Below are 21,445 nucleotides of genomic sequence, written 5' to 3' on the forward strand. Positions count from 1 at the left end.
CTTTCACCATGTCGTCGATTCGCCGTTACGCTTTGGCCGCCCTGGCCAGCGCTGTGTTTGCCGGTTCCGCGGTTGCCAAGGATTACGAGTTGCTCAACGTGTCGTATGACCCGACGCGCGAGCTGTATCAGGACTACAACGCTGAATTCATCAAGTTCTGGCAGAAAGATCACGCCGGCGACACCGTGAAAATTCAGCAATCCCATGGTGGTTCGGGTAAACAGGGCCGCGCGGTCATCGACGGTCTGCGCGCTGACGTCGTGACTCTGGCCCTGGCTGGTGACATCGACGAAATCGCCAAACTCGGCAAGACCCTGCCCGCCGACTGGCAGAAGCGTCTGCCGGAAGCGAGCACGCCGTACACCTCGACCATTGTGTTCCTGGTGCGCAAGGGCAACCCGAAAGGCATCAAGGACTGGGGCGATCTGGTCAAGAACGACGTCTCGGTGATCACCCCGAACCCGAAAACCTCCGGTGGCGCGCGCTGGAACTTCCTCGCCGCATGGGCCTACGGCCTGAAAGCCAACGGCGGTGACGAAGCCAAAGCCAAAGAATACGTACAGACCCTGTTCAAGCACGTGCCGATTCTCGACACCGGTGCACGCGGTTCGACCATCACCTTCGTCAACAACGGTCAGGGTGACGTGTTGCTGGCCTGGGAAAACGAAGCGTTCCTGGCGCTGAAAGAAGATGGCGGCGCCGACAAGTTCGACATCGTTGTGCCTTCGCTGTCGATCCTCGCCGAGCCGCCAGTGGCCGTGGTCGACAAGAACGCCGAGAAGAAGGGCAACGAGCAGATCGCCGAAGCCTACCTGAAGCACCTGTACAGCCCGGCCGGTCAGGAAATTGCTGCGAAGAACTTCTACCGTCCGCGTGACAAGGACGTGGCCGCGAAGTACGCCCAGCAGTTCCCGAAACTGGACCTGGTGACCATCGACAAGGACTTCGGCGGCTGGAAAACCGCGCAGCCGAAATTCTTCAATGACGGTGGCGTGTTCGACCAGATTTATCAGGCGCAGTAATCTGACTTCAGCCACACATCAAGCCTGAAGCCAGGCGCGGAAAATGTGGGAGCGAGCTTGCTCGCGAAAGCGGAGTGTCAGACGACGTAGAGTTGACTGATACTCCCTCTTCGCGAGCAAGCTTGCTCCCACATTGGTGCGTTCAGCGGAATGCTTTTTAACCAAGGACTTTTATGTCGCGTCGTATCTCCCCCGTCATACCCGGCTTCGGGCTGACGCTGGGTTACACCTTGGTGTACCTCAGCCTGATTGTGCTTATCCCGCTGGCGGCAATGTTCGTCCACGCCGCTCAACTCACCTGGGATCAGTTCTGGGCGATCATCTCCGCACCGCGCGTGCTGGCGGCGTTGAAGCTGAGCTTCGGCACCGCGCTGTGCGCCGCGATCATCAACGGCATCATCGGCACGCTGCTGGCCTGGGTGCTGGTGCGCTACACCTTCCCGGGGCGCAAGGTGATCGACGCGATGATCGATCTGCCATTCGCGCTGCCGACCGCCGTGGCCGGTATCGCGCTGACCGCGCTGTACGCGCCAGCCGGTCTGGTCGGGCAATTCGCCGCTGACCTCGGTTTCAAAATCGCTTATACCCCGCTCGGTATCACCCTGGCGCTGACCTTCGTCACGCTGCCGTTCGTGGTGCGCACGGTGCAACCGGTACTGGCCGACATTCCCCGTGAAGTCGAAGAAGCCGCCGCGTGCCTCGGCGCGAAGCCGTTGCAGGTGTTCCGCCACATTCTGGTCCCCGCGCTGCTGCCCGCGTGGCTGACCGGTTTTGCTCTCGCGTTCGCGCGGGGCGTTGGCGAGTACGGTTCGGTGATTTTCATCGCCGGCAACATGCCGATGAAAACCGAGATCCTGCCGCTGCTGATCATGGTCAAGCTCGACCAATACGATTACACCGGCGCTACCGCCATCGGCGTGCTGATGCTGGTGGTTTCCTTCGTCCTGTTGCTGCTGATCAACTTGCTGCAGCGGCGCATCGAAACCCCATAAGGAGGCGCGAACATGTCCCAATCGTCTATTGCGGCCGCCTCTTCGGCCAATGCTGCACGCCGTGGCAGTGCCACTTCGCGCAGAGTCCTGATCGGCCTTGGCTGGCTGGTTTTTTTCCTGTTTTTGCTGCTGCCGTTGTTCATCGTCGTATCGCAGGGTTTGAAGAATGGCCTCGGTGCATTCTTCACCGCGATTTTTGAACCGGATGCACTGTCGGCACTGAAACTCACCGTGTTCGCCGTATTGATTTCGGTGCCGCTGAACCTGGTGTTCGGCGTCAGTGCCGCCTGGTGCGTGAGCAAATATTCGTTCCGCGGCAAGAGCATGCTGGTGACGCTGATCGACCTGCCGTTCTCGGTGTCGCCGGTGATCGCCGGTCTGGTCTACGTGCTGATGTTTGGTGCGCAGGGCCTGTTCGGGCCGTGGCTGCAGGATCACGACATCCAGATCGTCTTCGCCTTGCCGGGCATCGTGCTGGCGACGATCTTCGTCACCGTGCCGTTCGTGGCCCGTGAGCTGATCCCGTTGATGCAGGAACAAGGCACGCAGGAAGAAGAAGCCGCGCGCCTGCTCGGCGCCAATGGCTGGCAGATGTTCTGGCACGTCACCGTGCCGAACATCAAGTGGGGCCTGATCTATGGCGTGGTGCTGTGTACCGCGCGGGCCATGGGTGAATTCGGTGCGGTGTCGGTGGTCTCCGGGCACATTCGCGGGGTGACCAACACCTTGCCGCTGCACGTCGAGATCCTCTACAACGAATACAACCACGTGGCCGCGTTCGCCGTGGCGAGCCTGTTGCTGATCCTGGCGCTCTTCATCCTGCTGGCCAAGCAGTGGAGCGAAAACCGTATCAACCGCCTGCGCGCCAGCGCCGCGGAGGAATAATTCATGTCGATCGAAGTGCGTAACGTCAGCAAGAACTTCAACGCGTTCAAGGCGCTGGACAACATCAGCCTGGACATTCACAGCGGTGAACTGGTCGCGCTGCTCGGCCCGTCGGGCTGCGGCAAAACCACGCTGCTGCGGATTATCGCCGGTCTGGAAACCCCGGATCAGGGCAACATCGTCTTCCACGGTGAAGATGTCTCTGGCCACGACGTGCGTGATCGCAACGTCGGTTTCGTGTTCCAGCACTACGCCTTGTTCCGCCACATGACCGTGTTCGACAACGTCGCCTTCGGCCTGCGCATGAAGCCGAAAAACCAGCGCCCGAGCGAAAGCCAGATCGCGGTCAAGGTTCACGAGCTGCTGAACATGGTGCAGCTGGACTGGCTGTCGGATCGTTATCCGGAGCAGTTGTCCGGTGGTCAGCGCCAGCGCATCGCTTTGGCCCGCGCCTTGGCGGTGGAGCCGAAAGTGTTGCTGCTGGATGAGCCGTTCGGCGCGCTCGACGCCAAGGTGCGTAAAGAACTGCGCCGCTGGCTGGCGCGGTTGCACGAAGACATCAACCTGACCTCGGTGTTCGTGACCCACGACCAGGAAGAAGCGATGGAAGTCGCCGACCGCATCGTGGTGATGAACAAGGGCGTGATCGAGCAGATCGGCTCACCGGGCGACGTCTACGAAAACCCGGCCAGCGATTTCGTCTATCACTTCCTCGGCGATTCGAACCGCTTGCTGTTGAGCGACGACAATCACGTGCTGTTCCGCCCGCATGAAGTGTCGTTGTCCAGGCATGAGCTGGAGGATCACCACGCGGCAGAGGTGCGTGATATCCGGCCGTTGGGCGCGACTACGCGGGTGACGTTGAAGGTGGAAGGGCAGACTGATCTGATCGAGGCCGAAGTGGTAAAAGATCACGACAGCCTGATCGGTTTGGCCAAGGGTGAAACCCTGTTCTTCAAACCGAAGGTCTGGCAGAAAATCGCCAGCCTTTAAGATCAAAAGCTTCGCGAGCAAGCTCGCTCCCACAGGGATTTTGGTTGTTCACAAATTTTGTGTTCAACACCCATCCACTGTGGGAGCGAGCCTGCTCGCGAATGCGGTCTAGACAGCCGCACGATTCGGATTGACCCGCACCACCCCCGCCCGCGCCTCGATCTGCTCTTTCAGCTCGTGCCGCATCCCGAGCATGAACGCCAGCTCGGCCACCACAAACAACGGCCCGACAATCAGCCCGCTGACGTCATCGACAAACGCCGGCTTACGCCCTTCATAGTGATGCCCGACAAACTGGATCACCCAGCCAACGACAAACATCGCCAGCCCGCTGCTCAGCCAGACCATCGTGCTCTGCTGCGCCAATACATGCCCGGCCCAGACTGACAGCCCCATCAGCACCGTCATCAAAACCCCGAGCTTCACTTCCAGACGCAGGTAAAACCACGCCGAGGCCAGCGCCAACACAACCGCTGGCGATATCCACAACCCGCCCAGCGTCCATTCCGGCCGCGACAACAAAACCGCCACAGCCACCACAATCAGCGGAATGCCGATAAAGTGGCTGGCGATGTTGCGCGGATCACGGTGGTAGGCGGCGTATTGACTGAGGTGGTCGACGAGGCTTTTCATTGTTGTTCCTCCAGTAGGGTTGATCGCATCATCCCTCGGGATCAGGGTTCGCTCTGTCAGGCAGGCGACAATCCAGGAGTGTTTATGCAAATTCGTTCACGGCTGATGAGCGGGCAATGGTTCAGTCATCTGCCGGTGTCCTTTCAGGATAGCTTGCTGGCGGCGGCCCGAGAGCGGCGGCTGACGGCGGGGCAACGGTTGTTCCAGCGCGGTGATGCACCTTGCGGTTTGTACGCGGTGCTTGATGGCGCGGTGCGCATCGGTGCGGTGAGTGAGCAGGGTAAGGAGGCGTTGTTGAGTCTGGTCGAAGCGCCGCACTGGTTCGGTGAAATCTGCTTGTTCGATGGCCAGCCGCGTACCCATGACGCGTACGCAGTCGGGCCGTGCACCTTGGTGAATATTCCGCAGGCGACGTTGCTGAAACTGCTCGATGAGCAGCCGGTGTATTGGCGGCATCTGGCGCTGCTGATGAGCCATAAACTGCGCCTGACGTTTATCAACCTCGAACAACTGAGCCTGCTGCCGGCCCCGGCACGCCTGGCCCATCGCTTGCTGATGATCGCCGAAGGCTACGGCGAACTCGACGCGCCACGCCGGGTGCTGCAACTGCCGCAAGAGCAGTTGGCGTCGATGCTGTCACTGTCGCGGCAGACCACCAACCAGATTCTCAAGGATTTGCAGGGGCAGGGGATTATCGGACTCGGGTATGGCGAGATCGAAATCCTTGATGCCGTGCGATTGCGCGCTCTCGCCACGATCTGACAATTCACCCAAGCCCCTGTGGGAGCGAGCTTGCTCGCGAATGCGATTTAACATTCAACATGATTGCTGACTGACACACCGCCTTCGCGAGCAAGCTCGCTCCCACATGGGGCAGTATTGATTTAGGAACCGCGATAGGTCGAGAAGCCGTACGGGCTGAGCAGCAGCGGGATGTGGTAGTGCTGATCGGTTTGCTTCACTTCGAAGATCACCGGAATCTCCGGGAAGAACGTGTCGTGTTTGACCTTCTTGAAGTATTCGCCGGTTTTGAACACCACGCGATATTCACCTGCTTCAAAAGGCTGTTTGGCCGGGAACAGTTCGGCAATCCGCCCTTGTTCATTGGTGGTGCCCTGAGCCAGCGGCTGCCAGTTTTCGCCGACGTGTTTCTCCAGCGTCACGTCGATGCCCGGCGAAGGCAGGCCGTTTTCCAGATTGAGCACGTGCACGCTCAACGGGTTGCCCGCGGCCATGGCCAAACTTGAAAAAGCGCTCAGGCCGAGCGCGGCAAGGGTCATGCGCATAGTCGTCATGAATGAAACTCCTTATTGGGAACGGGTAGTGGCCAGACCGGTTTTTTCGGCTGCCTTGATCGCACAGTTTTCGTCTTGCTCACCGCCGCCGGAACCGGCCACGCCCATGGCGCCGACCAGTTCAGTGCCAAGGAACAGTGGAATACCGCCACCAAGCAGCAGCAATTCGTCGAGGGTATTGAGGTTGGCGGTTTCCGGGTTGTTGCGAGCGCGCTCGGCAAACGAACGGGTGGCGGTTTTGGTCGACAGCGCGGTGTACGCCTTGCGTTGGCTGGCGGCGGTGTTGTGCGGGCCGATGCCATCGCCGCGCAGGGTCACCAGCAGATTGCCGCCACGGTCGAGCACCGACACCGTGCCGGTGCAATTGGCCAATGCGGTGTCGGCGAGCAGCCTTGCAGTTTTCAGGTCGAGATCAGCGTGACGCGGCAACTCAGGACTGGCCACAGCGATGCCACTGAGGCCGATCATCAGGCTTGCAACGAAGTATTTGACGGTCATGGACAAGCTCCAAAAGCGAAGGTCGCCACCTTAATCGCCGAGCTTCGTCAGAACCTCGTCAGTCTGATTACAAGTTTGTAATGGGCAACGCCGCCGAAGGCGCCTAGCCTGTGTGCCTGTCAATCGAGGTGTGCCATGCGTTTGCTGGTCGTAGAAGATGAAGCCAAAACCGCGAATTTCCTCGCCAAAGGCCTGGGCGAGTCGGGTTTTGCCGTGGACGTGGCGCTCAATGGCCTCGATGGTCGCTACTTTATCGAGCAGCAGGCATATGACCTGATCATCCTCGACGTGATGCTCCCCGGCCTCAACGGCTGGCAATTGCTGCAACTGATCCGCCAGCGCGGCGCCACGCCAGTGCTGTTCCTCACCGCCAAGGACGCCATCGAAGACCGCGTGCGCGGTCTCGAACTGGGCGCCGACGACTATCTGCTGAAACCCTTTGCTTTCGCCGAACTGCTCGCGCGGGTGCGCACGTTGCTGCGGCGCGGGCCGATGCGCGAAGCCGAGTCGTACACCATCGCCGATCTGGAAATCGACGTGCTGCGTCGCCGCGTCAGTCGCGGCGGCCAGCGCATTGCCCTGACCAACAAAGAGTTCGCCCTGCTGCAATTGCTCGCCAGCCGTCAGGGCGAAGTGCTGTCGCGCACCTTGATTGCCTCGCAGGTGTGGAACCTGAATTTCGACAGCGACACCAACATGGTCGAAGTCGCGGTGCGCCGTCTGCGCGCGAAAGTCGATGATCCCTACATGCCGAAACTGATCCACACCGTGCGCGGTGTCGGTTATCAACTGGAAGCGCCTGACGATGCGCTCTAGGTCGATCGCCTGGCGCCTGGCGCTGGCGTTCGCATTGGTCTGCGCTTTGGTGTTGAGTGCGATTGGTGTGTTTCTCTATCGGTCGCTGGCCGCAGAAATCGCCTACCGCGACGACCTCGCGTTGCTCGGTCGACTGGAGCAGGTGCGCGCCTTGCTCGCCGACAGCGACAGCCTCGATGCCTTGCAGGCACGGCCACGGCTGTATCAAAACATGCTCGGCAATCTCGACAGTCTGTTGCTGGTGCGGCGTGCAGACGGTTCCAGCGTGATCGCCATCAACCCGCGTCAGCGCGATCTGCCAACCCTCAATGCGATCCCCCGCGAGCAAACGCCGCAGCGCCGCGACGTGCTGACGTGGCAAGCGCCGGACGGTGCCGAACTGGCGCTGTTATCCGGTGAAGCCCAAGGGCCAAACGGTGAACCGCTGACGATCATCGCCGGCAAGGTGCTGAGCGAGCGCGAATCGATGCTCGGCAGTTATCGCATGCGCTTGTACTTGTCCGTTGGGATCGGTGCGTTACTCGCTTTTGCCTTGGGTCTACTGCTACTGCGAAGGGGCCTGCAACCGCTACGTCAGTTGAGCGAAGCGGTACGCGGCATCGATCTGCGCAGCCTCGATCAACGCCTGTCCGCCGATGGCACGCCCGCCGAATTGCTGGAACCGGTGCAGGCGCTCAACGGCATGCTGGCGCGGCTGGACGACAGCGTGCAGCGCCTCTCACAGTTCTCCGCCGACCTCGCCCACGAGATTCGTACGCCGCTGCACACCTTGTTGGCGAGCAACGGTCAGGCGCTGAATCATCCGCGCAGCACCGAGGAGTATCAGGAAGTGCTGGCGTCGAACATGGAAGAATTCGAACGGCTCAAGCGCATGGCGGAAAACCTGATGTTCCTTGCCCGCGCAGAGCAGGCGGAACGTGCGCTCAATCTGCAAACGCTGGATTTGCACAGCGTTGGCGGTGAACTGTGTGATTACTTTGAAGCCTTGGCCGATGACCGCGATCTGCGGCTGGACAATCAACTGCAGGGTGAACTGCGCGCTGATCAGCAACTGTTGCAACGGGCGCTCGGCAATCTGTTGGCGAATGCCGTGCGTCATGCCGACTCCGGAACTGTGATCAGTCTGCGTCGCCGCGATGAGTCGGGTTGGTGCTGGTTGCAGGTGCATAACCACGGGCAGGCGATTGCGCCGGAGCATCTGGGCAAACTGTTTGACCGTTTCTACCGCGTTGATCCGTCGCGGGCAGAACCGGGGGATTCGGGTGGGTTGGGGCTGGCGATTGTGCAGTCGATCATGCAGTTGCATGGCGGGCGGGTGCGGGTGAGCAGTAATGCTGACGGCACCGTTTTTGAGCTGGGTTTTTTAGTGAATTGAAGGGCCCCTTCGCGAGCAGGCTCGCTCCCACATTTGGAATGCGTTTCCCCTGTGGGAGCGAGCCTGCTCGCGAAGGCGCCGGATCTGACGATCCAGCGTTGGGATCAGTCAGCGCAACCCATCACGAAACTGCCCCGGCGTCAGCCCCGTCCAGCGCTTGAAAGCGCGGCTGAAACTGCTGGTATCGGCAAACCCGAGCAAATAACTCACCTCACTCAACGAACACTGCGGATCGCGCAGGTGCAGCAGCGCCAGGTTCTCGCGGCTCTCATTGAGCAATGTGTCGAAGCGACACCCTTCATCTGCCAGATGCCTCTGCAAACTGCGCAAACTCAGGTGCAACGCCTGGGCAATGCGTTCGGCACTTGGCTCACCTTCCGGTAGTTGCTCTTCAATGGCATCGCGCACCTTGCGCTCCCAGGTCAGTGGTTTGAGCTGAGCCATCGTGCGTTTGAGCACGGCTTCGTTGTGCTCGGCGAGTTCCGGGTTGGCGTCGTCGAGGTGGCTGTCGAAGTCGGCGAGGGCGAATTCCAGGCGATCCTCGGCACAGCCGAAATGCACCGGGGCGCGGAAGACTTTGTGCCATTGGTGCGCATCGGTTGGTTCCGGGCGGCGCAGATACACGGCGAGTGGCGCGTAATCACGGCCGAGGCGATTGCGGCAGGTGCGCACGTATATTGCCGCGAACGCATCGATGGCTTCGAAGGCCGGCGCCGGATTGCCTGACGGTATTTTCAGACGAAATTGATAGCGGTCATCGCCGCGACTCAGCTCCAGCTCCAGCGCATCGCTGACCACCGGGTGATAACGCACGATGCGTTCGAACACCTCACGCAAGCTACCGCTGGCGACCAGCGCGTAACCGAGGGCATGGAAGGTGGTCGGGCTGACGAAGCGTGACACGCGCAAACCAATCGCCGGGTCGCCACTGACCTGCACGGCGATTTCCCACAGGCGCGTGGTGCCGGACAGCGGATAACGCGCGTTGGGGTCGTCCATCAATTGCGGGTCGAGCCCGGCCTGCTGGCACAGGGCAATGCTGTCCAGCCCCAGCGCATCGAGTTGCTTGCGCAAGGCACGGGTCCAGCTGGCGAGAGAGGTCGGTTCCTTCATGCTGATTGGCGCTTCCGGTCAACAGGTTGGCGTTCTCGGCTACCGCGATTCAAGGCCTGACGAGGCACGATGCGAACATCCATAAACAGAGGATGGAAGCATGGACGGTACTTCTGCAAGTCCCCAGCGACACAATGCTGCCCAGCGATCAGCGCATATTCGCGAAGTGGTGCTGGCCAAAGGCGTTGAGTTGCGCGAACGCTACCCGATTCTCAAGCATCAGGATGCATTGGGCGCGGGGATACTGGCCTTTGCCCTGATCGGGATGATCGGTTCGGCGGCGCTGTACATCAGCGGCCACATGGCGTGGTGGGTGTGCCTGCTACTCAACGCGTTTTTCGCGTCGCTGACCCATGAGCTGGAACACGACCTGATCCACAGCATGTATTTCCGCAAGCAGCGCGTGCCGCACAACCTGATGATGGGCCTGGTGTGGCTGGCGCGGCCGAGCACGATCAATCCGTGGATTCGTCGCCATCTGCACCTCAATCATCACAAGGTCTCCGGCACTGAAACCGACATGGAAGAACGCGCGATCACCAACGGCGAACCGTGGGGTTTTGTGCGCTTGCTGATGGTCGGCGACAACGTCATGTCGGCGTTCATCCGCATGCTGCGGGCCAAGACCTGGGCGCACAAGTTCAGCATCATCAAGCGCACGCTGAAGGTGTATGCGCCGCTGGCGCTGGTGCATTGGGGCGCGTGGTATGTGTTTCTCGGTTTTCATGCAGCCAATGGCATCGCCTATCTGCTGGGCGCGCCGATCGAATGGTCAGCGACCACGCTGTCGGTGATGCAGGTGATCGATATCGCTGCCGTGGTGATCATCGGCCCGAATGTGTTGCGCACGTTTTGCCTGCACTTCATTAGCTCGAACATGCATTACTACGGGGATGTTGAACTGGGTAATGTGTTGCAGCAGTGCCAGGTGTTGAACCCTTGGTGGTTGTGGCCGTTGCAGGCGTTCTGTTTCAACTTTGGCAGCAGCCACGGCATTCATCATTTTGTCGTGAAGGAGCCGTTTTACATTCGCCAGATGACCGTGCCGGTGGCGCATAAGGTGATGCGTGAGATGGGCGTGCGGTTTAATGATTTCGGGACGTTTGGGCGGGCTAACCGGTTTGTTCGTCGGGATGAAGTCGCGGTGTCTGGTGAGGTGGTGGAGGCCTGACAAGCGGCCCTCACCCTAGCCCTCTCCCGGAGGGAGAGGGGACCGATTGGGGGATATTGAAGAGTTACGCCGACGTGAAAGTGCTTCGTTGAATCCATAATCGACTCGTTTTCACAGGTCGATATTTAACGGAAGACACCTCGGTCAGTCCCCTCTCCCTCCGGGAGAGGGTTAGGCGGGCGGCGTTCCGATGAGGGGGCTTTTGATCTTCCCCTTCAATCCGGCTGAAACGGCGATTCACTCAAGATCACCCCAGTCTCCTCGACATACTGCTGCCAATGCCCGATCAACGCGCTGAGCTTCTGCGGCTGACTCAACGCCAGATCATGAATCTCCCCCGGATCACTGCTCAAATCATAAAGCTGCCAGGTCGCCGGCCCGACAGGCCCGGGAATCCACACCGCTTTCCACGACCCCTGGCGAATCGCCCGACGCCCGAACAATTCCCAACCCGTCACCGTGTGCTCGTCATGCACTTGCGCCGTCTCGCCCGACAAGAACCCCAGCCACGATTTCCCGCGCAGCGGCGCCACCGGTTTGCCGTGCCAAAGCTTGCCCGGATGCCGCACACCCGCCAGATCGAGAATGGTCGGCGTGATGTCCATCACCGTGCCGAAGCCATGACTGATCTGCCCCTTGATCGCCAATTGTGGGTAGTGCAGCAACGCCGGCACGCGGATCCCGCCCTGAGTGGTAAACGCCTTGAACAGCCGCGACGGTGCGGTCGCCACTTGCGCCCAGTTCGGCCCGTACCAGACGTAAGAGTTAGCCCGGCCAATGTTGTCGAGGCTGTTGTCGTAGTGCTGGCTGAGGTACGTCACCAGTTCCGGGCCGAACTTGGGAAACGCTTCCAGTAGCGCGCCTTCGGCACCGTTGTCGGACATGAACAGGATGAACGTATTGTCGAGCTGCCCCTGCTGACGCAGATAGTCGACGACCCGGCCAATGTTCCAGTCCATGCGCTCGACCATCGCCGCGTAAACCTCCATGGCCCGCGCGGAAATCTGCTTTTGTTCGTCGCTCAATGCGTCCCACTGCTTGGTCAATTGGATCAGCGGATGCGGCTCTACATCGGGTTCGATCAGGCCGAGGGCTTTGAGTTTTTCCAGACGCTCCAGTCGCAGCACTTCCGGTCCTGCGTCGTACCGGCCACGGTATTTCTCGACGATGTCAGCGGGTGCCTGCAACGGCCAGTGCGGCGCGGAGAACGGCAGGTAAGCAAAGAACGGTCGCGTCTGATCACGCTCCTTGAGGTACTGCAGCAGCTTGTCGCCGAAGGCGTCGGAGGAATAGAAATCCTTGGGCAGTTCATCGATGAAGGTGTCGTCCTCGATGTACAGCGCCGGCGTGGATTTCAGCAGACCGGGGGTTTGCTCATCGTAGGTTGGTTCGAAGCCATAGTGGTTGGCCGCGCCCGGCAGCAGCGAAAACGAGCGTTCGAAACCCCGCGCATGGGGTGCCAGTTCAGCCTTCAAACCGAGGTGCCATTTGCCACTCATCAATGTTTGATAACCGGCCTCGCGCAGCAGCTCCGGCAGCGCCACCACGCGATCGTTGAGGTAGCCCTCATAACCCGGTTTGCCGATCAGGTCCGGGGTCAGCGTCTCGGCCATGGTGCCGATGCCGGCGATGTGGTGGTCGGTGCCGGTCAGCAACATCGAGCGCGTCGGCGAGCAGGTTGGTGCAGTGTGAAAATCGGTCAGGCGCAGGCCATTGTTGGCCAGGGCATCGAGGTGCGGCGTGGCGATTTCGCCGCCGAACGCACCGATATCGGAAAAGCCCAGGTCATCGGCCAGAATCACCAGAAAATTGGGACGTTGCGGCATCGCAAAACTCCTGTTCAGCAGGCAATGAACGTCAGCGGCAGATCGCGGATCTGCACCGGTACGCTCGGTTGGTAATGGTCGTCGCTGGTCAGTTCGTGCAGCAATTCTTCACGCAACTGATGGAAGTCGAAGCTGCTGCGCTGGCGCGGGTGGGGCAGGGCGATGTCGACCACTTGCTTGATCCGCCCCGGGCGCGGCTCCATCACTACCACGCGGTCGGCGAGAAAGATCGCTTCCTCCACGTCGTGGGTGACGAGGATCGTGGTGATTTTTGCGCGGTCGCGGATCGCCAACAGCTCGTCCTGCATTTGCTGACGGGTCAGCGCATCGAGCGCGCCGAAGGGCTCGTCGAGCAGCAGAATCCGCGGGCTGGCGACGAGCCCGCGAGCAATCGCCACGCGTTGCGCCATGCCGCCGGAGAGCTGGTGCGGATAGGCGCGAGTGAAGTCGCGCAGGCCGACCAGATCAATGAAATCGTCGATGCGTTTTTGCTTTTGCGCAGCGCTCAGCGGCTCGTTGACCAGGCCCAGACCGATGTTGTCGGCGACGGTCAGCCACGGAAACAGACGGTGTTCCTGAAAGACAATGCCCCGTTCGCCGCCGATGCCGCTGACCGCTTTGCCATCCACGGTAATCTGCCCGCGAAACTGCGTATCAAGGCCGACCAACAAGCGCAGCAATGTCGATTTACCGCAGCCGCTGGAGCCGACGATGGCGACGAACTCACCCTCGGCGATATCAAGGTTGAATTCGCGAATCGCCTCCAGTTCGAAACCGTCGACGTCGAAGGATTTGCCTACGTGTTTAAAGCTGACAATCGGTGCGTTCATGCGTGTCTCCAGCGGGTCGCGCGAATTTCCAGGCGTTGGCCAATGAGGTTGAGCAGGGCGCCGGTGAGCCCGACGAAAAGCATGCCGGCCATGATCAGGTCCATGCGCAGCAACTGTTGTGCGCCGATCATCTGGCTGCCGATGCCGCCATTGGACGGCATGAAATATTCCGCACCGATGGTGCCGAGCCAGGCGTAGATCAGGCTCAGTCTGAGACCTGCGAAAATCCCCGGCGCGGCGCCCGGCAGCACCAGTCGACGCAGGCGCTGGCCGAGGCTCAGGCGCAGCACTTTTGCGGCTTCGTTGAGTTGCGGCGAAAGGTTGGCGACGCTGCGTTGTGTGGCGATAAACAGCGGAAAGAACGCGGCGAGGGCGACAAATACCCACTTGGCCAATTCGCCGAGACCGAACCACGCGGTAAGCAGCGGCACCCAGGCGAAAATGGCAATTTGGCGAAGGGCGGCGAGGGTCGGACCGAGCAGTCGTTCGCTGATGTTCGACAGACCCAGCAGCAGGCCCAGGGCAAATCCGAGGCTGCCGCCGAGCAACAGGCCACCGAGTGTGCGGCCAAGACTGAGGGCCATACCACTGATCAAAGTGCCGTCGAGCAGACCGTCCCATGCCGTGCTCAAAACGGCCAGCGGGCTGACCAGAATGTTGGCATCAACCCACTGCAGTTCGTTCGCCAATTGCCATAGCGCCAACAAGCCCAGCGGCAGCAGCCACGGTTGCAGACGCTGCCAGCCTTCATAACGCGGGCCACGACGAATTTCGGCGGTGGCCGGGTGCGGCCAGTGCACCAGTTTCTTGTCCAGCAGGCCGATGCCACGATCCATCGCCACGCCAATCAAACCGATCACCACGATGCACACGAAAACGATGTCGAGCATGAACAGTTGCCGCGCCCAGACCATCAGGTAGCCGATGCCTTCGCTGGAAGCCAGCAGTTCGACGGCCAGCAACGAAGTCCATCCGGCGGCCAGCGCCAGTCGCACGCCAGCCATGAACGCGGGGAGGGCGGCGGGCAACACCAGGCGACGGATCAACAGGCGTGGCGGCAGACGTAAAACAGCGGCAGCTTCGCGCAGTTTCGGTTGGGCATCTCTTACGCCGACCAATGTGTGCAAGGTCACCGGCACCACAATCGCTTTGATCAGCACCACCAGTTTCAGCCCTTCGCCGATGCCGAAAAACACCATGAACAATGGAATCCACGCCAGCGTCGGCACCTGCGCCAACCCGGCGAAAGTCGGGAAGACCAGACGTTCCAGGCGCTGACTGAAACCCAGCGCGGCACCGAGCAGAGCCCCCGCCGAAATCCCGGCGAGCAGGCCCCAGAACAAACGTTGCAAACTGATCCACAAGTGGTTCCATAACTCGCCTTGCGACAACTCGACAGCGCTGTTCCACACCAGCGAGGGCGCAGGCAGGATCTGCTCGCTCATCCATTCGTTGCGGGCGGCCAGCCACCACAGGGCAAACAGGCCAAGCGGCAGCAGCCATGGCAACAGGCGCTGGTTCAGGCTTGGCCAGGTACGGCGGCTTTTCAGCGGCGGCGCGGGCAGTGGAAGACTGAGCAAGGATTGGCGGGCCATGGGTGACCTCCGTTGTCGGGTTGGCTCAAGATCTTTAGCGGTATTAGCTAAAAACAAAAAGTTATAACAATGTCGATATAGATTCTTTTAGGAGATAAGCGAGGCCATTTAAGGCTTCCAGCCGACACGCATCCAATGCATTCGAAGAATATTTTCGATGCTGTTAATGCATACGCCGCTGCAAGCCCCGCCGCTGCTCGCTTAGCGCAAAAAGCTATAAAAATGTGCATTTATAGTATTTAAGCGAAGGTGTGCATTCGGCCTACTTTCGGCTCCTCAATGCCCGTCGTGATCAAGGAGCTGCACCCATGAACCTCCCCTTCAAACGTGTTTTCAGTCTGTTTGCCGTTCCTGCTCTGGCGGGCCTGCTGGCGTTTACCGCGCATGCCGACGAACTCAAGGAAATCAGAATCGCCGTGCCGGACCTGAGCGCCGGCACTCAGCACAGTGGCGGTGGTGTAGTCGATGTCTTGCGCGATCAGCAGATCTTCGAGAAAGCCTTTGCCGAGCAAGGCATCAAGATTCAGTGGAGTTTCTTCAAAGGCGCCGGCCCGGTGATCAATGAGGCGTTTGCCAACGGCCAGGTTGATCTGGCGTATCTGGGTGATCTGGCGGCAATCATCGGCAAGTCCAATGGCCTGGATACGCGTTTGCTCAGCGCCAGTGCCCGTGGGGTGAAGCAGTATCTGGGCGTGGTGCCGGGGTCAGGGATCAAGACGCTCCAGGATCTCAAAGGCAAGCGTGTGGCGATTTTCCGCGGTACCGCGACGCAGTTGTCATTTGATGCGGCGCTGGCCAGTCAGGGTTTGAGCGAGAAGGATCTGAAGGTCATCAACCTCGACTTTACCGGCGCAACTGCAGCGTTGGCGGCGAAGCAGATCGATGCATCGTGGGGCAGTTCCGGGTTGGCGGCGTTGCAGATCAAGGGCCTGGCCGAATTGCCGTTGAACACCAAGGATCTCGGTGGTGCCGGCAGTGTGCAGTCGGTGCTGGTAGGCACGGGCAAGTTTGTCGATGCGCACCCGGAGGCGGTGGCCAAACTGCTCAAGGCGCAGCAGCAGGCGGTGGAGTGGCTGACCCAGGACAGCAACAAGGCTGCCTATGTGCAATTGGTCTCGGGGCTGGCGAGCTATCCGCCGGTAATCCTCACCGAGGATCTCAAGGATCAGAAATTGAGCGAAGTGTTCCCTTCGGCGCTGGATCCGGTGTTCCTCGGCAGCTTGCAGGACAAGGTTGATCTGGCGGCGCAGCAGAAGCTGATTCGCAAGCCGTTCAAGGTCAATGATTGGGTGGCGCCTGAGTTGGCAGCGGCCAAGCTCTGAATCTTTAGCGCCTGCTCTGGCCTCTTCGCGAGCAGGCTCGCTCCCACAGGGAAATGCATTCCAATTGTGGGAGCGAGCCTGCTCGCGAAAGGGCCCTAAACGGCGACACTGACTTCCTGCCGATCCACCGCCACCAACGTCTCGATCAGCGCCCGCGCCGCCGGCGACAGCCGAAACCCGGTGCGACTGACAATCCCGCAGCGCGCATTCATGCTTTCCAGGTTCTGCGGCAGATTGCGCCAGTGCAGCAACACCAGCGAACCCTTGGCAATGTCCTCGACAAACGCCTCCTCCGTACCGACGCCGATCGCATTGGATTGCAGCACCACTTTCACCAGCGCCGGAAAGTGCTCGGTCTCGATGGTCGGTGAAAAATCGATGCGTCCACTGAGGTTCGCCAGCAATTTACGAATGCCCGGCGGGATCAGCGTGGTCGCCAGCGGGTAGTCGAACATGTCGTTGGTCGACAGGCTTTCCTTGGCCAGTAACGGATGCCCCGGCCGGCAGAAAAACACCCCGCGTTTGGGCGTCAGTGCCTGGGTCTGGAAGTTTGGATCGGACTCGAAATGGCGGATGTCGGCGATGAAGAATTCGATCTCTTCACGGCTCAACGCGCGGCTGAGTTTTTCCCAGTTATCCACTTGAAAACAGGTGCGCACTTTCGGGTGCGCATTGATGAATTGCGCCACCGCGTCGGGCACCAGTTTCACCGCCGGTGCCGGGCCGCAACCGAAGTGCACTTCACCGGCATCGAGCTTGGTCATCTGCGTTACTTCCGCACTGAGCAACGCTGCGCCCTGCACCAGGCTCAGGGCGTGTTGCAGCACCACCTGGCCCTCAGGCGTGGGGCGCAGATCCTTGTTGCCGCGATCCACCAGCACGCAGCCGAACTCCTGCTCCAGCCCTTGAATACTGCGGCTGAACGCCGGTTGAGTGATGCCCATTGCGTCCGCCGCACGGACAAAACTGCGGTGTTCGTTGAGGGCGATGAAGTAACGCAACTGGCGAAGATCCATATGCTTTTCCGGCATCCTAAAAATAGCTCGAAGGCATTTGCGACGAGGGTTGCTAGAGGTTTTAAATGCAAGCTCTTATTCCGTCAACGAAGCAAGTGAATATCTATTAGATGTAAATGGAATATAGATAGAGCGTTGTTTCGCTGCCGTCCAACCGTAAGCAGTCGATGAGGGTCTACCCATGAGCAATGCCGCACTCGCAGTAAAACCCGCTGTCCACGCGCTGGAAATTCATCCGGTGGCCGGTCGTATCGGCGCCGAGATTCGTGGCGTGCATTTGTCCGGTGAGCTGGACGCCGCCACCGTCGAAGCCATTCAACAGGCACTGGTTCAGTACAAAGTCGTGTTTTTCCGCGAACAGAGCCAACTCGACGATCAGCGTCAGGAAGCCTTCGCCCATCTGCTCGGCGAGCCGGTGGCGCATCCGACCGTGCCGTCGCGTGAAGGCACGCGTTATCTGCTCGAGCTGGACGGCGCTGAAGGTCAGCGCGCCAACTCCTGGCACACCGACGTGACCTTCGTCGACGCCTACCCCAAAGCCTCGATCCTGCGCTCGGTGGTGGCCCCGGCCTTCGGTGGCGACACCCTGTGGGCCAACACCGCGACGGCGTACAACGGCTTGCCGACCGAGCTGCGTGAACTGGCCGACAAACTGGTCGCCGTGCACAGCAACGAATACGACTACGCCAGCGCCAAGCCGGACGTCTCGGCGGAGAAGCTGGAGCGCTATCGCAAGGTCTTCACCTCCACCGTTTACGAGACCGAGCACCCGGTGGTGCGCGTACACCCGATCAGCGGCGAGAAGAGCTTGCTGCTGGGGCATTTCGTCAAACGCATCAAGGGTTATTCGCAGGCGGATTCGGCGCATCTGTTCGGGCTGTTGCAGGGTCATGTGATCCGCCAGGAAAATACCGTGCGCTGGCGCTGGAAGGCCGGTGATGTGGCGATCTGGGATAACCGTTCGACGCAGCATTATGCGATTGATGATTACGGGACTCAGGATCGGGTGGTGCGTCGGGTGACGTTGAAAGGTGAGGTGCCGGTTGGGGCTTCTGGGCAGCGTAGCCATACCATCAAAGGTCGCGATTGAAGATCAAGAGCCCCTCACCCCAGCCCTCTCCCAGAGGGAGAGGGAGCCGACCGAGTTGTCTCGCGTTATGCATCGACCTGAAAGATCTTTATCGATTATGGATTCGGTGAAGCACGATCAGGTCGGTGTACCTCTGAAATATCCCCCATTCAGTCCCCTCTCCCTCCGGGAGAGGGTTAGGGTGAGGGGCTCTTCCCGCTACCAAACACCAATCTGCACAACCTTCTCGGCTTCCGGCTCACCATAACGAAACCGCTGCCCACGCAAATCAATCTCCTGATGACTAATGGTCGTGCGCCGCTTCAACCCGCGCACCCACTCAAACAAATACCCCGCATGCTCCTCGCGCACCGCCGCGAATTCCGGGTCATCCCCCAAATCACGCAACTCCTGCGGATCATTCAACAGATCAAACAACTGCGGTCGAAAACCGTCGTACGCCAGGTATTTCCAGCGCTCGCTACGCACCATGGTCATGCGGCAACGGTCGATCGGCTGACCCAAACGCTCACGCGCCGGCGCCTGAAAGGCGTAGTCGTATTCGCTGATCGCATAGTGGCGCCAGTCCGGGGTTTCGCCGTGCAGAAGCGGAATCAACGAACGCCCTTCAAGCCGATGCTCCGCTCCCGGCAATCCCAAGGCTTGAAGAAAGGTCGGCAACGCATCGATGGTTTCCGCCAGTCGCTCATCCACCGTTCCACGCGTGACATCCGCTGCCGCCCGAGGATCACGCACGATCAACGGCACGCCCACTGCCTGCTCCAGCAAAAACTCCTTTTCCCCAAGCCAGTGATCACCGAGAAAGTCGCCGTGATCGCTGGTGAACACGATCAACGTGTCGTCCCAGCGACCATTGCTCTGCAGAAAATCGAACAGTCGCCCGAGTTGATCATCCACCTGCTTGATCAGGCCCATGTAGGTAGGGATTACAGTCAATCGTACTGAGTCACGGGAGAAGTTCAGGCTTTCCTCATGCTGGCGAAAGGCAGTGTATACAGGGTGTTTGCTGGCTTCGGAGGGCGTCGCGCGGACCGCTTCGAGAATCGATTTCGTACTGTACAAGGCGTGGTACGGCGCTGGTACGATGTAGGGCCAGTGCGGTTTGATATAGGAAAGGTGTAAACACCACGATTTCTCGCCTTGCTCGGTGATGAAGTCGATGGCTCGATTTGTAGTGTAGACAGTCTCTGAGTGTTGCTCGGGAATTCGTGCTGGCAAATTCGCATGACGCATTTGCCAGCCACTGAGGATTTCGCCGTTCTCGCCTTCGGCGGCGTTGGCCCAGTCGTGCCAGGGGTTTTTGCCGTCGAAGCCGTGTTCGCGCAGGTAATGGGTGTAGGGCGCGGATTCGCGTTTGTCGTCGAACAGCGGATCGTCGGGGAAGATGCCGTCGTGGCGCATGTAGGGTTCGAAACCGACTTCGTTGAGGATTTCGGCTTGCTCGCTTTGCGGATTGATCGCCAGGCGTTGCAAGGCATCGATATTCGCCGTCGCGTGGGTCTTGCCGACCAGTGCGGTACGGATGCCGTGCGGGCGCAGGTAATCGCCGAGGGTCAGTTCTTCCAGCGGCAGCGGCACGGCGTTCCACGCCACTTGATGGCTGCTGACGTAGCGCCCGGTGTAGGCCGACATCCGTGACGGGCCGCAGATCGTGCCTTGGGTGTAAGCGCGGCTGAAGCACACGCCGGCCGCAGCGAGTCGATCGATGTTCGGTGTGTGCAGATGTGGGTGGCCGTAGCAGGACAGGTAATCGCGGCGCAGTTGATCGCACATGATGTACAGCACGTTGCGCACGGGGGTTGGCGAGTTGGACATGGGTTCACCGGTCAGAGAGACAGGTGGGGTTTTTCGCTTTCAGTGGGGGTGTTCGGCAAGTGCATTTGGGGAATGGGTTTTATGCAGGAAATGCATCGGTGCCTGCACTGGCCCTTTCGCGAGCAAGCTCGCTCCCACATTTAGACTGCGTTTCCCTGTGGGAGCGAGCTTGCTCGCGAAGAGGTCCGATCAGACAGCGAGATTCTGCAGCGAGCAAACCTCTTCATCCTGCTGATCAATCGTCTTGATCTGCTCAATCATCGCCTCCGCCAACGGCGACAACCGATACCCCGCGCGGCTGACAATCCCATAGCGGGTGTACAGCTCTTCAAGATCATCCGCCAATCCTTCAATGCGCAAACACACCAGTTCACCCTTGGCCTGATGCAGTGCATCCGAGTAGGCGCCAACAATCCCGATTGCATCCGAACGCAGCACCACGCTGAGCAAACTCGAGCTGTTTTCACACTCCACATTCGGCGTGAAATCCGGCCGCCCACTGAGATCGACAATGACTTTGCGCAAGTTCGGCGGACGAATACTCACCGCCAGCGGATAGCTCATCAATTGCTCTGCGCTGACCTTATCGAAACCCGCCAGCGGATGCCCTGCGCGGCAGCAGAAATGCCACTTGCGCGGTCGCAACCGGTAGGTCAGGTAATCCGGATCGGCCTCGAAGTGCCGAGTGTCAGCGACAAAGAATTCAAACTCTTCGCTGAGTAATCGCTTGCTCAGACTTTGCCAGTCATCGACCTGAAACTGCACCCGCGCTTTCGGGTAGCGCCCGATGAAGCTGCCAATTGCCCGAGGAATCAATCCCGCTGCCGGCGCCGGCCCACAACCGAAACGCAATTCTCCCGCCTCCAGCCCGTTGAACTGACTGATCTCGTTGGCCATTTGCTGCGCACCGCTGACCAGTCGCCGTGCGTGCTCAAGCAGCACCTGGCCTTGTTTGGTCGGCGGTAATTCCTTGCGTCCGCGATCGACCAACTGACAACCGACGCTGTGCTCCAGCGCCTGAATGCTGCGGCTGAACGCCGACTGCGACAGGTTCACCGCCTGCGCGCCGGCGACGAAGCTGCGTTGTTCAGCCAAGGCAATGAAGTGACGAAGTTGACGCAAGTCGATATGCATTTTTCACATAAAAAATATCCGGGA

20 protein-coding genes are annotated in these 21,445 nt (G+C 60.0%); 10 read left to right on the forward strand and 10 right to left on the reverse strand.

Going from position 1 to position 21,445, the window contains the following annotated elements; all coding sequences use genetic code 11:
* Positions 1-8: 8 nt before the first annotated feature.
* From A8O26_RS07630 to A8O26_RS07645, 4 genes are all read left to right on the forward strand, one after another.
* Complete coding sequence (locus tag A8O26_RS07630; RefSeq protein WP_038367242.1) at positions 9-1,022, forward strand: sulfate ABC transporter substrate-binding protein; 1,014 nt, start codon at positions 9-11, stop codon at positions 1,020-1,022.
* A 173-nt stretch (positions 1,023-1,195) separates the two neighbouring features.
* On the forward strand, positions 1,196-2,014 hold the full coding sequence (gene cysT, locus A8O26_RS07635) for a sulfate ABC transporter permease subunit CysT (RefSeq protein WP_008080019.1): 819 nt from the start codon (positions 1,196-1,198) through the stop codon (positions 2,012-2,014).
* A gap of 12 nt (positions 2,015-2,026) precedes the next feature.
* Positions 2,027-2,899 carry a sulfate ABC transporter permease subunit CysW gene (cysW, locus tag A8O26_RS07640; RefSeq protein ID WP_034151824.1) on the forward strand — a complete coding sequence of 291 codons (873 nt, stop codon included), beginning with the start codon at positions 2,027-2,029 and terminating at the stop codon, positions 2,897-2,899.
* Between the two features lie 3 nt (positions 2,900-2,902).
* A complete protein-coding gene (locus tag A8O26_RS07645; protein ID WP_064117459.1) occupies positions 2,903-3,892 on the forward strand; it encodes a sulfate/molybdate ABC transporter ATP-binding protein in 990 nt (329 codons plus the stop codon).
* 108 nt (positions 3,893-4,000) lie between these two features.
* On the opposite strand, the gene A8O26_RS07650 is transcribed toward A8O26_RS07645, so the two are convergent.
* Positions 4,001-4,525, reverse strand: coding sequence for a DUF962 domain-containing protein (locus A8O26_RS07650; RefSeq protein WP_064117460.1), 525 nt, complete (start codon positions 4,523-4,525; stop codon positions 4,001-4,003).
* 84 nt (positions 4,526-4,609) lie between these two features.
* Here A8O26_RS07650 and A8O26_RS07655 point away from each other — a divergent pair, with 84 nt between their 5' ends.
* Positions 4,610-5,287 (forward strand): Crp/Fnr family transcriptional regulator, encoded by a 678-nt coding sequence (locus tag A8O26_RS07655; RefSeq protein WP_064117461.1) that lies wholly within the window; start codon positions 4,610-4,612, stop codon positions 5,285-5,287.
* 122 nt (positions 5,288-5,409) lie between these two features.
* On the opposite strand, the gene uraH is transcribed toward A8O26_RS07655, so the two are convergent.
* Both uraH and A8O26_RS07665 read right to left on the reverse strand, forming a co-directional pair.
* The gene (gene uraH, locus A8O26_RS07660; protein WP_064117462.1) at positions 5,410-5,820 is read right to left on the reverse strand and encodes a hydroxyisourate hydrolase; all 411 of its coding nucleotides are present in this window, start codon (positions 5,818-5,820) and stop codon (positions 5,410-5,412) included.
* A gap of 12 nt (positions 5,821-5,832) precedes the next feature.
* The gene (locus A8O26_RS07665; RefSeq protein ID WP_064117463.1) at positions 5,833-6,318 is read right to left on the reverse strand and encodes a GlcG/HbpS family heme-binding protein; all 486 of its coding nucleotides are present in this window, start codon (positions 6,316-6,318) and stop codon (positions 5,833-5,835) included.
* 135 nt (positions 6,319-6,453) lie between these two features.
* Here A8O26_RS07665 and A8O26_RS07670 point away from each other — a divergent pair, with 135 nt between their 5' ends.
* Positions 6,454-7,134: a heavy metal response regulator transcription factor gene (locus A8O26_RS07670; protein WP_064117464.1), complete on the forward strand. Its 681-nt coding sequence runs from the start codon at positions 6,454-6,456 to the stop codon at positions 7,132-7,134.
* The gene (locus tag A8O26_RS07675; RefSeq protein WP_064117465.1) at positions 7,124-8,509 is read left to right on the forward strand and encodes a heavy metal sensor histidine kinase; all 1,386 of its coding nucleotides are present in this window, start codon (positions 7,124-7,126) and stop codon (positions 8,507-8,509) included. Before A8O26_RS07670 ends, A8O26_RS07675 begins: the two co-directional genes overlap by 11 nt.
* Positions 8,510-8,617: 108 nt before the next feature.
* Here the strand turns inward: A8O26_RS07675 and A8O26_RS07680 are convergent, their stop codons facing one another.
* Positions 8,618-9,622 carry an AraC family transcriptional regulator gene (locus A8O26_RS07680; RefSeq protein ID WP_064117466.1) on the reverse strand — a complete coding sequence of 335 codons (1,005 nt, stop codon included), beginning with the start codon at positions 9,620-9,622 and terminating at the stop codon, positions 8,618-8,620.
* 100 nt (positions 9,623-9,722) lie between these two features.
* On the opposite strand from A8O26_RS07680, the gene A8O26_RS07685 reads away from it, so the two are divergent.
* On the forward strand, positions 9,723-10,793 hold the full coding sequence (locus A8O26_RS07685) for a fatty acid desaturase (RefSeq protein WP_064117467.1): 1,071 nt from the start codon (positions 9,723-9,725) through the stop codon (positions 10,791-10,793).
* A 215-nt stretch (positions 10,794-11,008) separates the two neighbouring features.
* Here the strand turns inward: A8O26_RS07685 and A8O26_RS07690 are convergent, their stop codons facing one another.
* The 3 genes from A8O26_RS07690 to A8O26_RS07700 are packed head-to-tail and all read right to left on the reverse strand — an operon-like array spanning position 11,009 to position 15,044.
* Entirely contained in the window at positions 11,009-12,619 is a 1,611-nt protein-coding gene (locus A8O26_RS07690; protein ID WP_064117468.1) for an arylsulfatase, read from the reverse strand.
* A gap of 14 nt (positions 12,620-12,633) precedes the next feature.
* Positions 12,634-13,449 (reverse strand): ABC transporter ATP-binding protein, encoded by an 816-nt coding sequence (locus A8O26_RS07695; protein ID WP_064117469.1) that lies wholly within the window; start codon positions 13,447-13,449, stop codon positions 12,634-12,636.
* Positions 13,446-15,044, reverse strand: a complete 1,599-nt coding sequence (locus A8O26_RS07700; protein ID WP_064117470.1) for an ABC transporter permease — start codon at positions 15,042-15,044, stop codon at positions 13,446-13,448. The genes A8O26_RS07695 and A8O26_RS07700 overlap by 4 nt, the downstream gene beginning before the upstream one ends.
* A gap of 308 nt (positions 15,045-15,352) precedes the next feature.
* On the opposite strand from A8O26_RS07700, the gene A8O26_RS07705 reads away from it, so the two are divergent.
* Positions 15,353-16,366, forward strand: coding sequence for an ABC transporter substrate-binding protein (locus A8O26_RS07705; RefSeq protein ID WP_064117471.1), 1,014 nt, complete (start codon positions 15,353-15,355; stop codon positions 16,364-16,366).
* A gap of 95 nt (positions 16,367-16,461) precedes the next feature.
* On the opposite strand, the gene A8O26_RS07710 is transcribed toward A8O26_RS07705, so the two are convergent.
* Positions 16,462-17,382, reverse strand: a complete 921-nt coding sequence (locus A8O26_RS07710) for a LysR family transcriptional regulator (RefSeq protein ID WP_064117472.1) — start codon at positions 17,380-17,382, stop codon at positions 16,462-16,464.
* A 181-nt stretch (positions 17,383-17,563) separates the two neighbouring features.
* Here A8O26_RS07710 and A8O26_RS07715 point away from each other — a divergent pair, with 181 nt between their 5' ends.
* The gene (locus tag A8O26_RS07715; protein ID WP_064117473.1) at positions 17,564-18,472 is read left to right on the forward strand and encodes a TauD/TfdA dioxygenase family protein; all 909 of its coding nucleotides are present in this window, start codon (positions 17,564-17,566) and stop codon (positions 18,470-18,472) included.
* A gap of 198 nt (positions 18,473-18,670) precedes the next feature.
* On the opposite strand, the gene A8O26_RS07720 is transcribed toward A8O26_RS07715, so the two are convergent.
* Both A8O26_RS07720 and A8O26_RS07725 read right to left on the reverse strand, forming a co-directional pair.
* Positions 18,671-20,287: an alkaline phosphatase family protein gene (locus tag A8O26_RS07720; protein WP_064117474.1), complete on the reverse strand. Its 1,617-nt coding sequence runs from the start codon at positions 20,285-20,287 to the stop codon at positions 18,671-18,673.
* Positions 20,288-20,476: 189 nt separating this feature from the next.
* The gene (locus tag A8O26_RS07725; protein WP_064117475.1) at positions 20,477-21,421 is read right to left on the reverse strand and encodes a LysR family transcriptional regulator; all 945 of its coding nucleotides are present in this window, start codon (positions 21,419-21,421) and stop codon (positions 20,477-20,479) included.
* Positions 21,422-21,445 lie beyond the last annotated feature (24 nt).

The sequence above is a fragment of the Pseudomonas fluorescens genome, from assembly GCF_001648775.1.
Lineage (GTDB): Bacteria > Pseudomonadota > Gammaproteobacteria > Pseudomonadales > Pseudomonadaceae > Aquipseudomonas > Aquipseudomonas fluorescens_M.

What these genes read in the sequence shown, in the direction of transcription:
- A8O26_RS07630 (WP_038367242.1), top strand. Translation starts at nt 9, where the DNA reads ATGTCGTCGATTCGCCGTTACGCTTTGGCCGCCCTGGCCAGCGCTGTG.
- cysT (WP_008080019.1), top strand. Translation starts at nt 1,196, where the DNA reads ATGTCGCGTCGTATCTCCCCCGTCATACCCGGCTTCGGGCTGACGCTG.
- cysW (WP_034151824.1), top strand. Translation starts at nt 2,027, where the DNA reads ATGTCCCAATCGTCTATTGCGGCCGCCTCTTCGGCCAATGCTGCACGC.
- A8O26_RS07645 (WP_064117459.1), top strand. Translation starts at nt 2,903, where the DNA reads ATGTCGATCGAAGTGCGTAACGTCAGCAAGAACTTCAACGCGTTCAAG.
- A8O26_RS07650 (WP_064117460.1), bottom strand. Translation starts at nt 4,525, where the DNA reads ATGAAAAGCCTCGTCGACCACCTCAGTCAATACGCCGCCTACCACCGT.
- A8O26_RS07655 (WP_064117461.1), top strand. Translation starts at nt 4,610, where the DNA reads ATGCAAATTCGTTCACGGCTGATGAGCGGGCAATGGTTCAGTCATCTG.
- uraH (WP_064117462.1), bottom strand. Translation starts at nt 5,820, where the DNA reads ATGACGACTATGCGCATGACCCTTGCCGCGCTCGGCCTGAGCGCTTTT.
- A8O26_RS07665 (WP_064117463.1), bottom strand. Translation starts at nt 6,318, where the DNA reads ATGACCGTCAAATACTTCGTTGCAAGCCTGATGATCGGCCTCAGTGGC.
- A8O26_RS07670 (WP_064117464.1), top strand. Translation starts at nt 6,454, where the DNA reads ATGCGTTTGCTGGTCGTAGAAGATGAAGCCAAAACCGCGAATTTCCTC.
- A8O26_RS07675 (WP_064117465.1), top strand. Translation starts at nt 7,124, where the DNA reads ATGCGCTCTAGGTCGATCGCCTGGCGCCTGGCGCTGGCGTTCGCATTG.
- A8O26_RS07680 (WP_064117466.1), bottom strand. Translation starts at nt 9,622, where the DNA reads ATGAAGGAACCGACCTCTCTCGCCAGCTGGACCCGTGCCTTGCGCAAG.
- A8O26_RS07685 (WP_064117467.1), top strand. Translation starts at nt 9,723, where the DNA reads ATGGACGGTACTTCTGCAAGTCCCCAGCGACACAATGCTGCCCAGCGA.
- A8O26_RS07690 (WP_064117468.1), bottom strand. Translation starts at nt 12,619, where the DNA reads ATGCCGCAACGTCCCAATTTTCTGGTGATTCTGGCCGATGACCTGGGC.
- A8O26_RS07695 (WP_064117469.1), bottom strand. Translation starts at nt 13,449, where the DNA reads ATGAACGCACCGATTGTCAGCTTTAAACACGTAGGCAAATCCTTCGAC.
- A8O26_RS07700 (WP_064117470.1), bottom strand. Translation starts at nt 15,044, where the DNA reads ATGGCCCGCCAATCCTTGCTCAGTCTTCCACTGCCCGCGCCGCCGCTG.
- A8O26_RS07705 (WP_064117471.1), top strand. Translation starts at nt 15,353, where the DNA reads ATGAACCTCCCCTTCAAACGTGTTTTCAGTCTGTTTGCCGTTCCTGCT.
- A8O26_RS07710 (WP_064117472.1), bottom strand. Translation starts at nt 17,382, where the DNA reads ATGGATCTTCGCCAGTTGCGTTACTTCATCGCCCTCAACGAACACCGC.
- A8O26_RS07715 (WP_064117473.1), top strand. Translation starts at nt 17,564, where the DNA reads ATGAGCAATGCCGCACTCGCAGTAAAACCCGCTGTCCACGCGCTGGAA.
- A8O26_RS07720 (WP_064117474.1), bottom strand. Translation starts at nt 20,287, where the DNA reads ATGTCCAACTCGCCAACCCCCGTGCGCAACGTGCTGTACATCATGTGC.
- A8O26_RS07725 (WP_064117475.1), bottom strand. Translation starts at nt 21,421, where the DNA reads ATGCATATCGACTTGCGTCAACTTCGTCACTTCATTGCCTTGGCTGAA.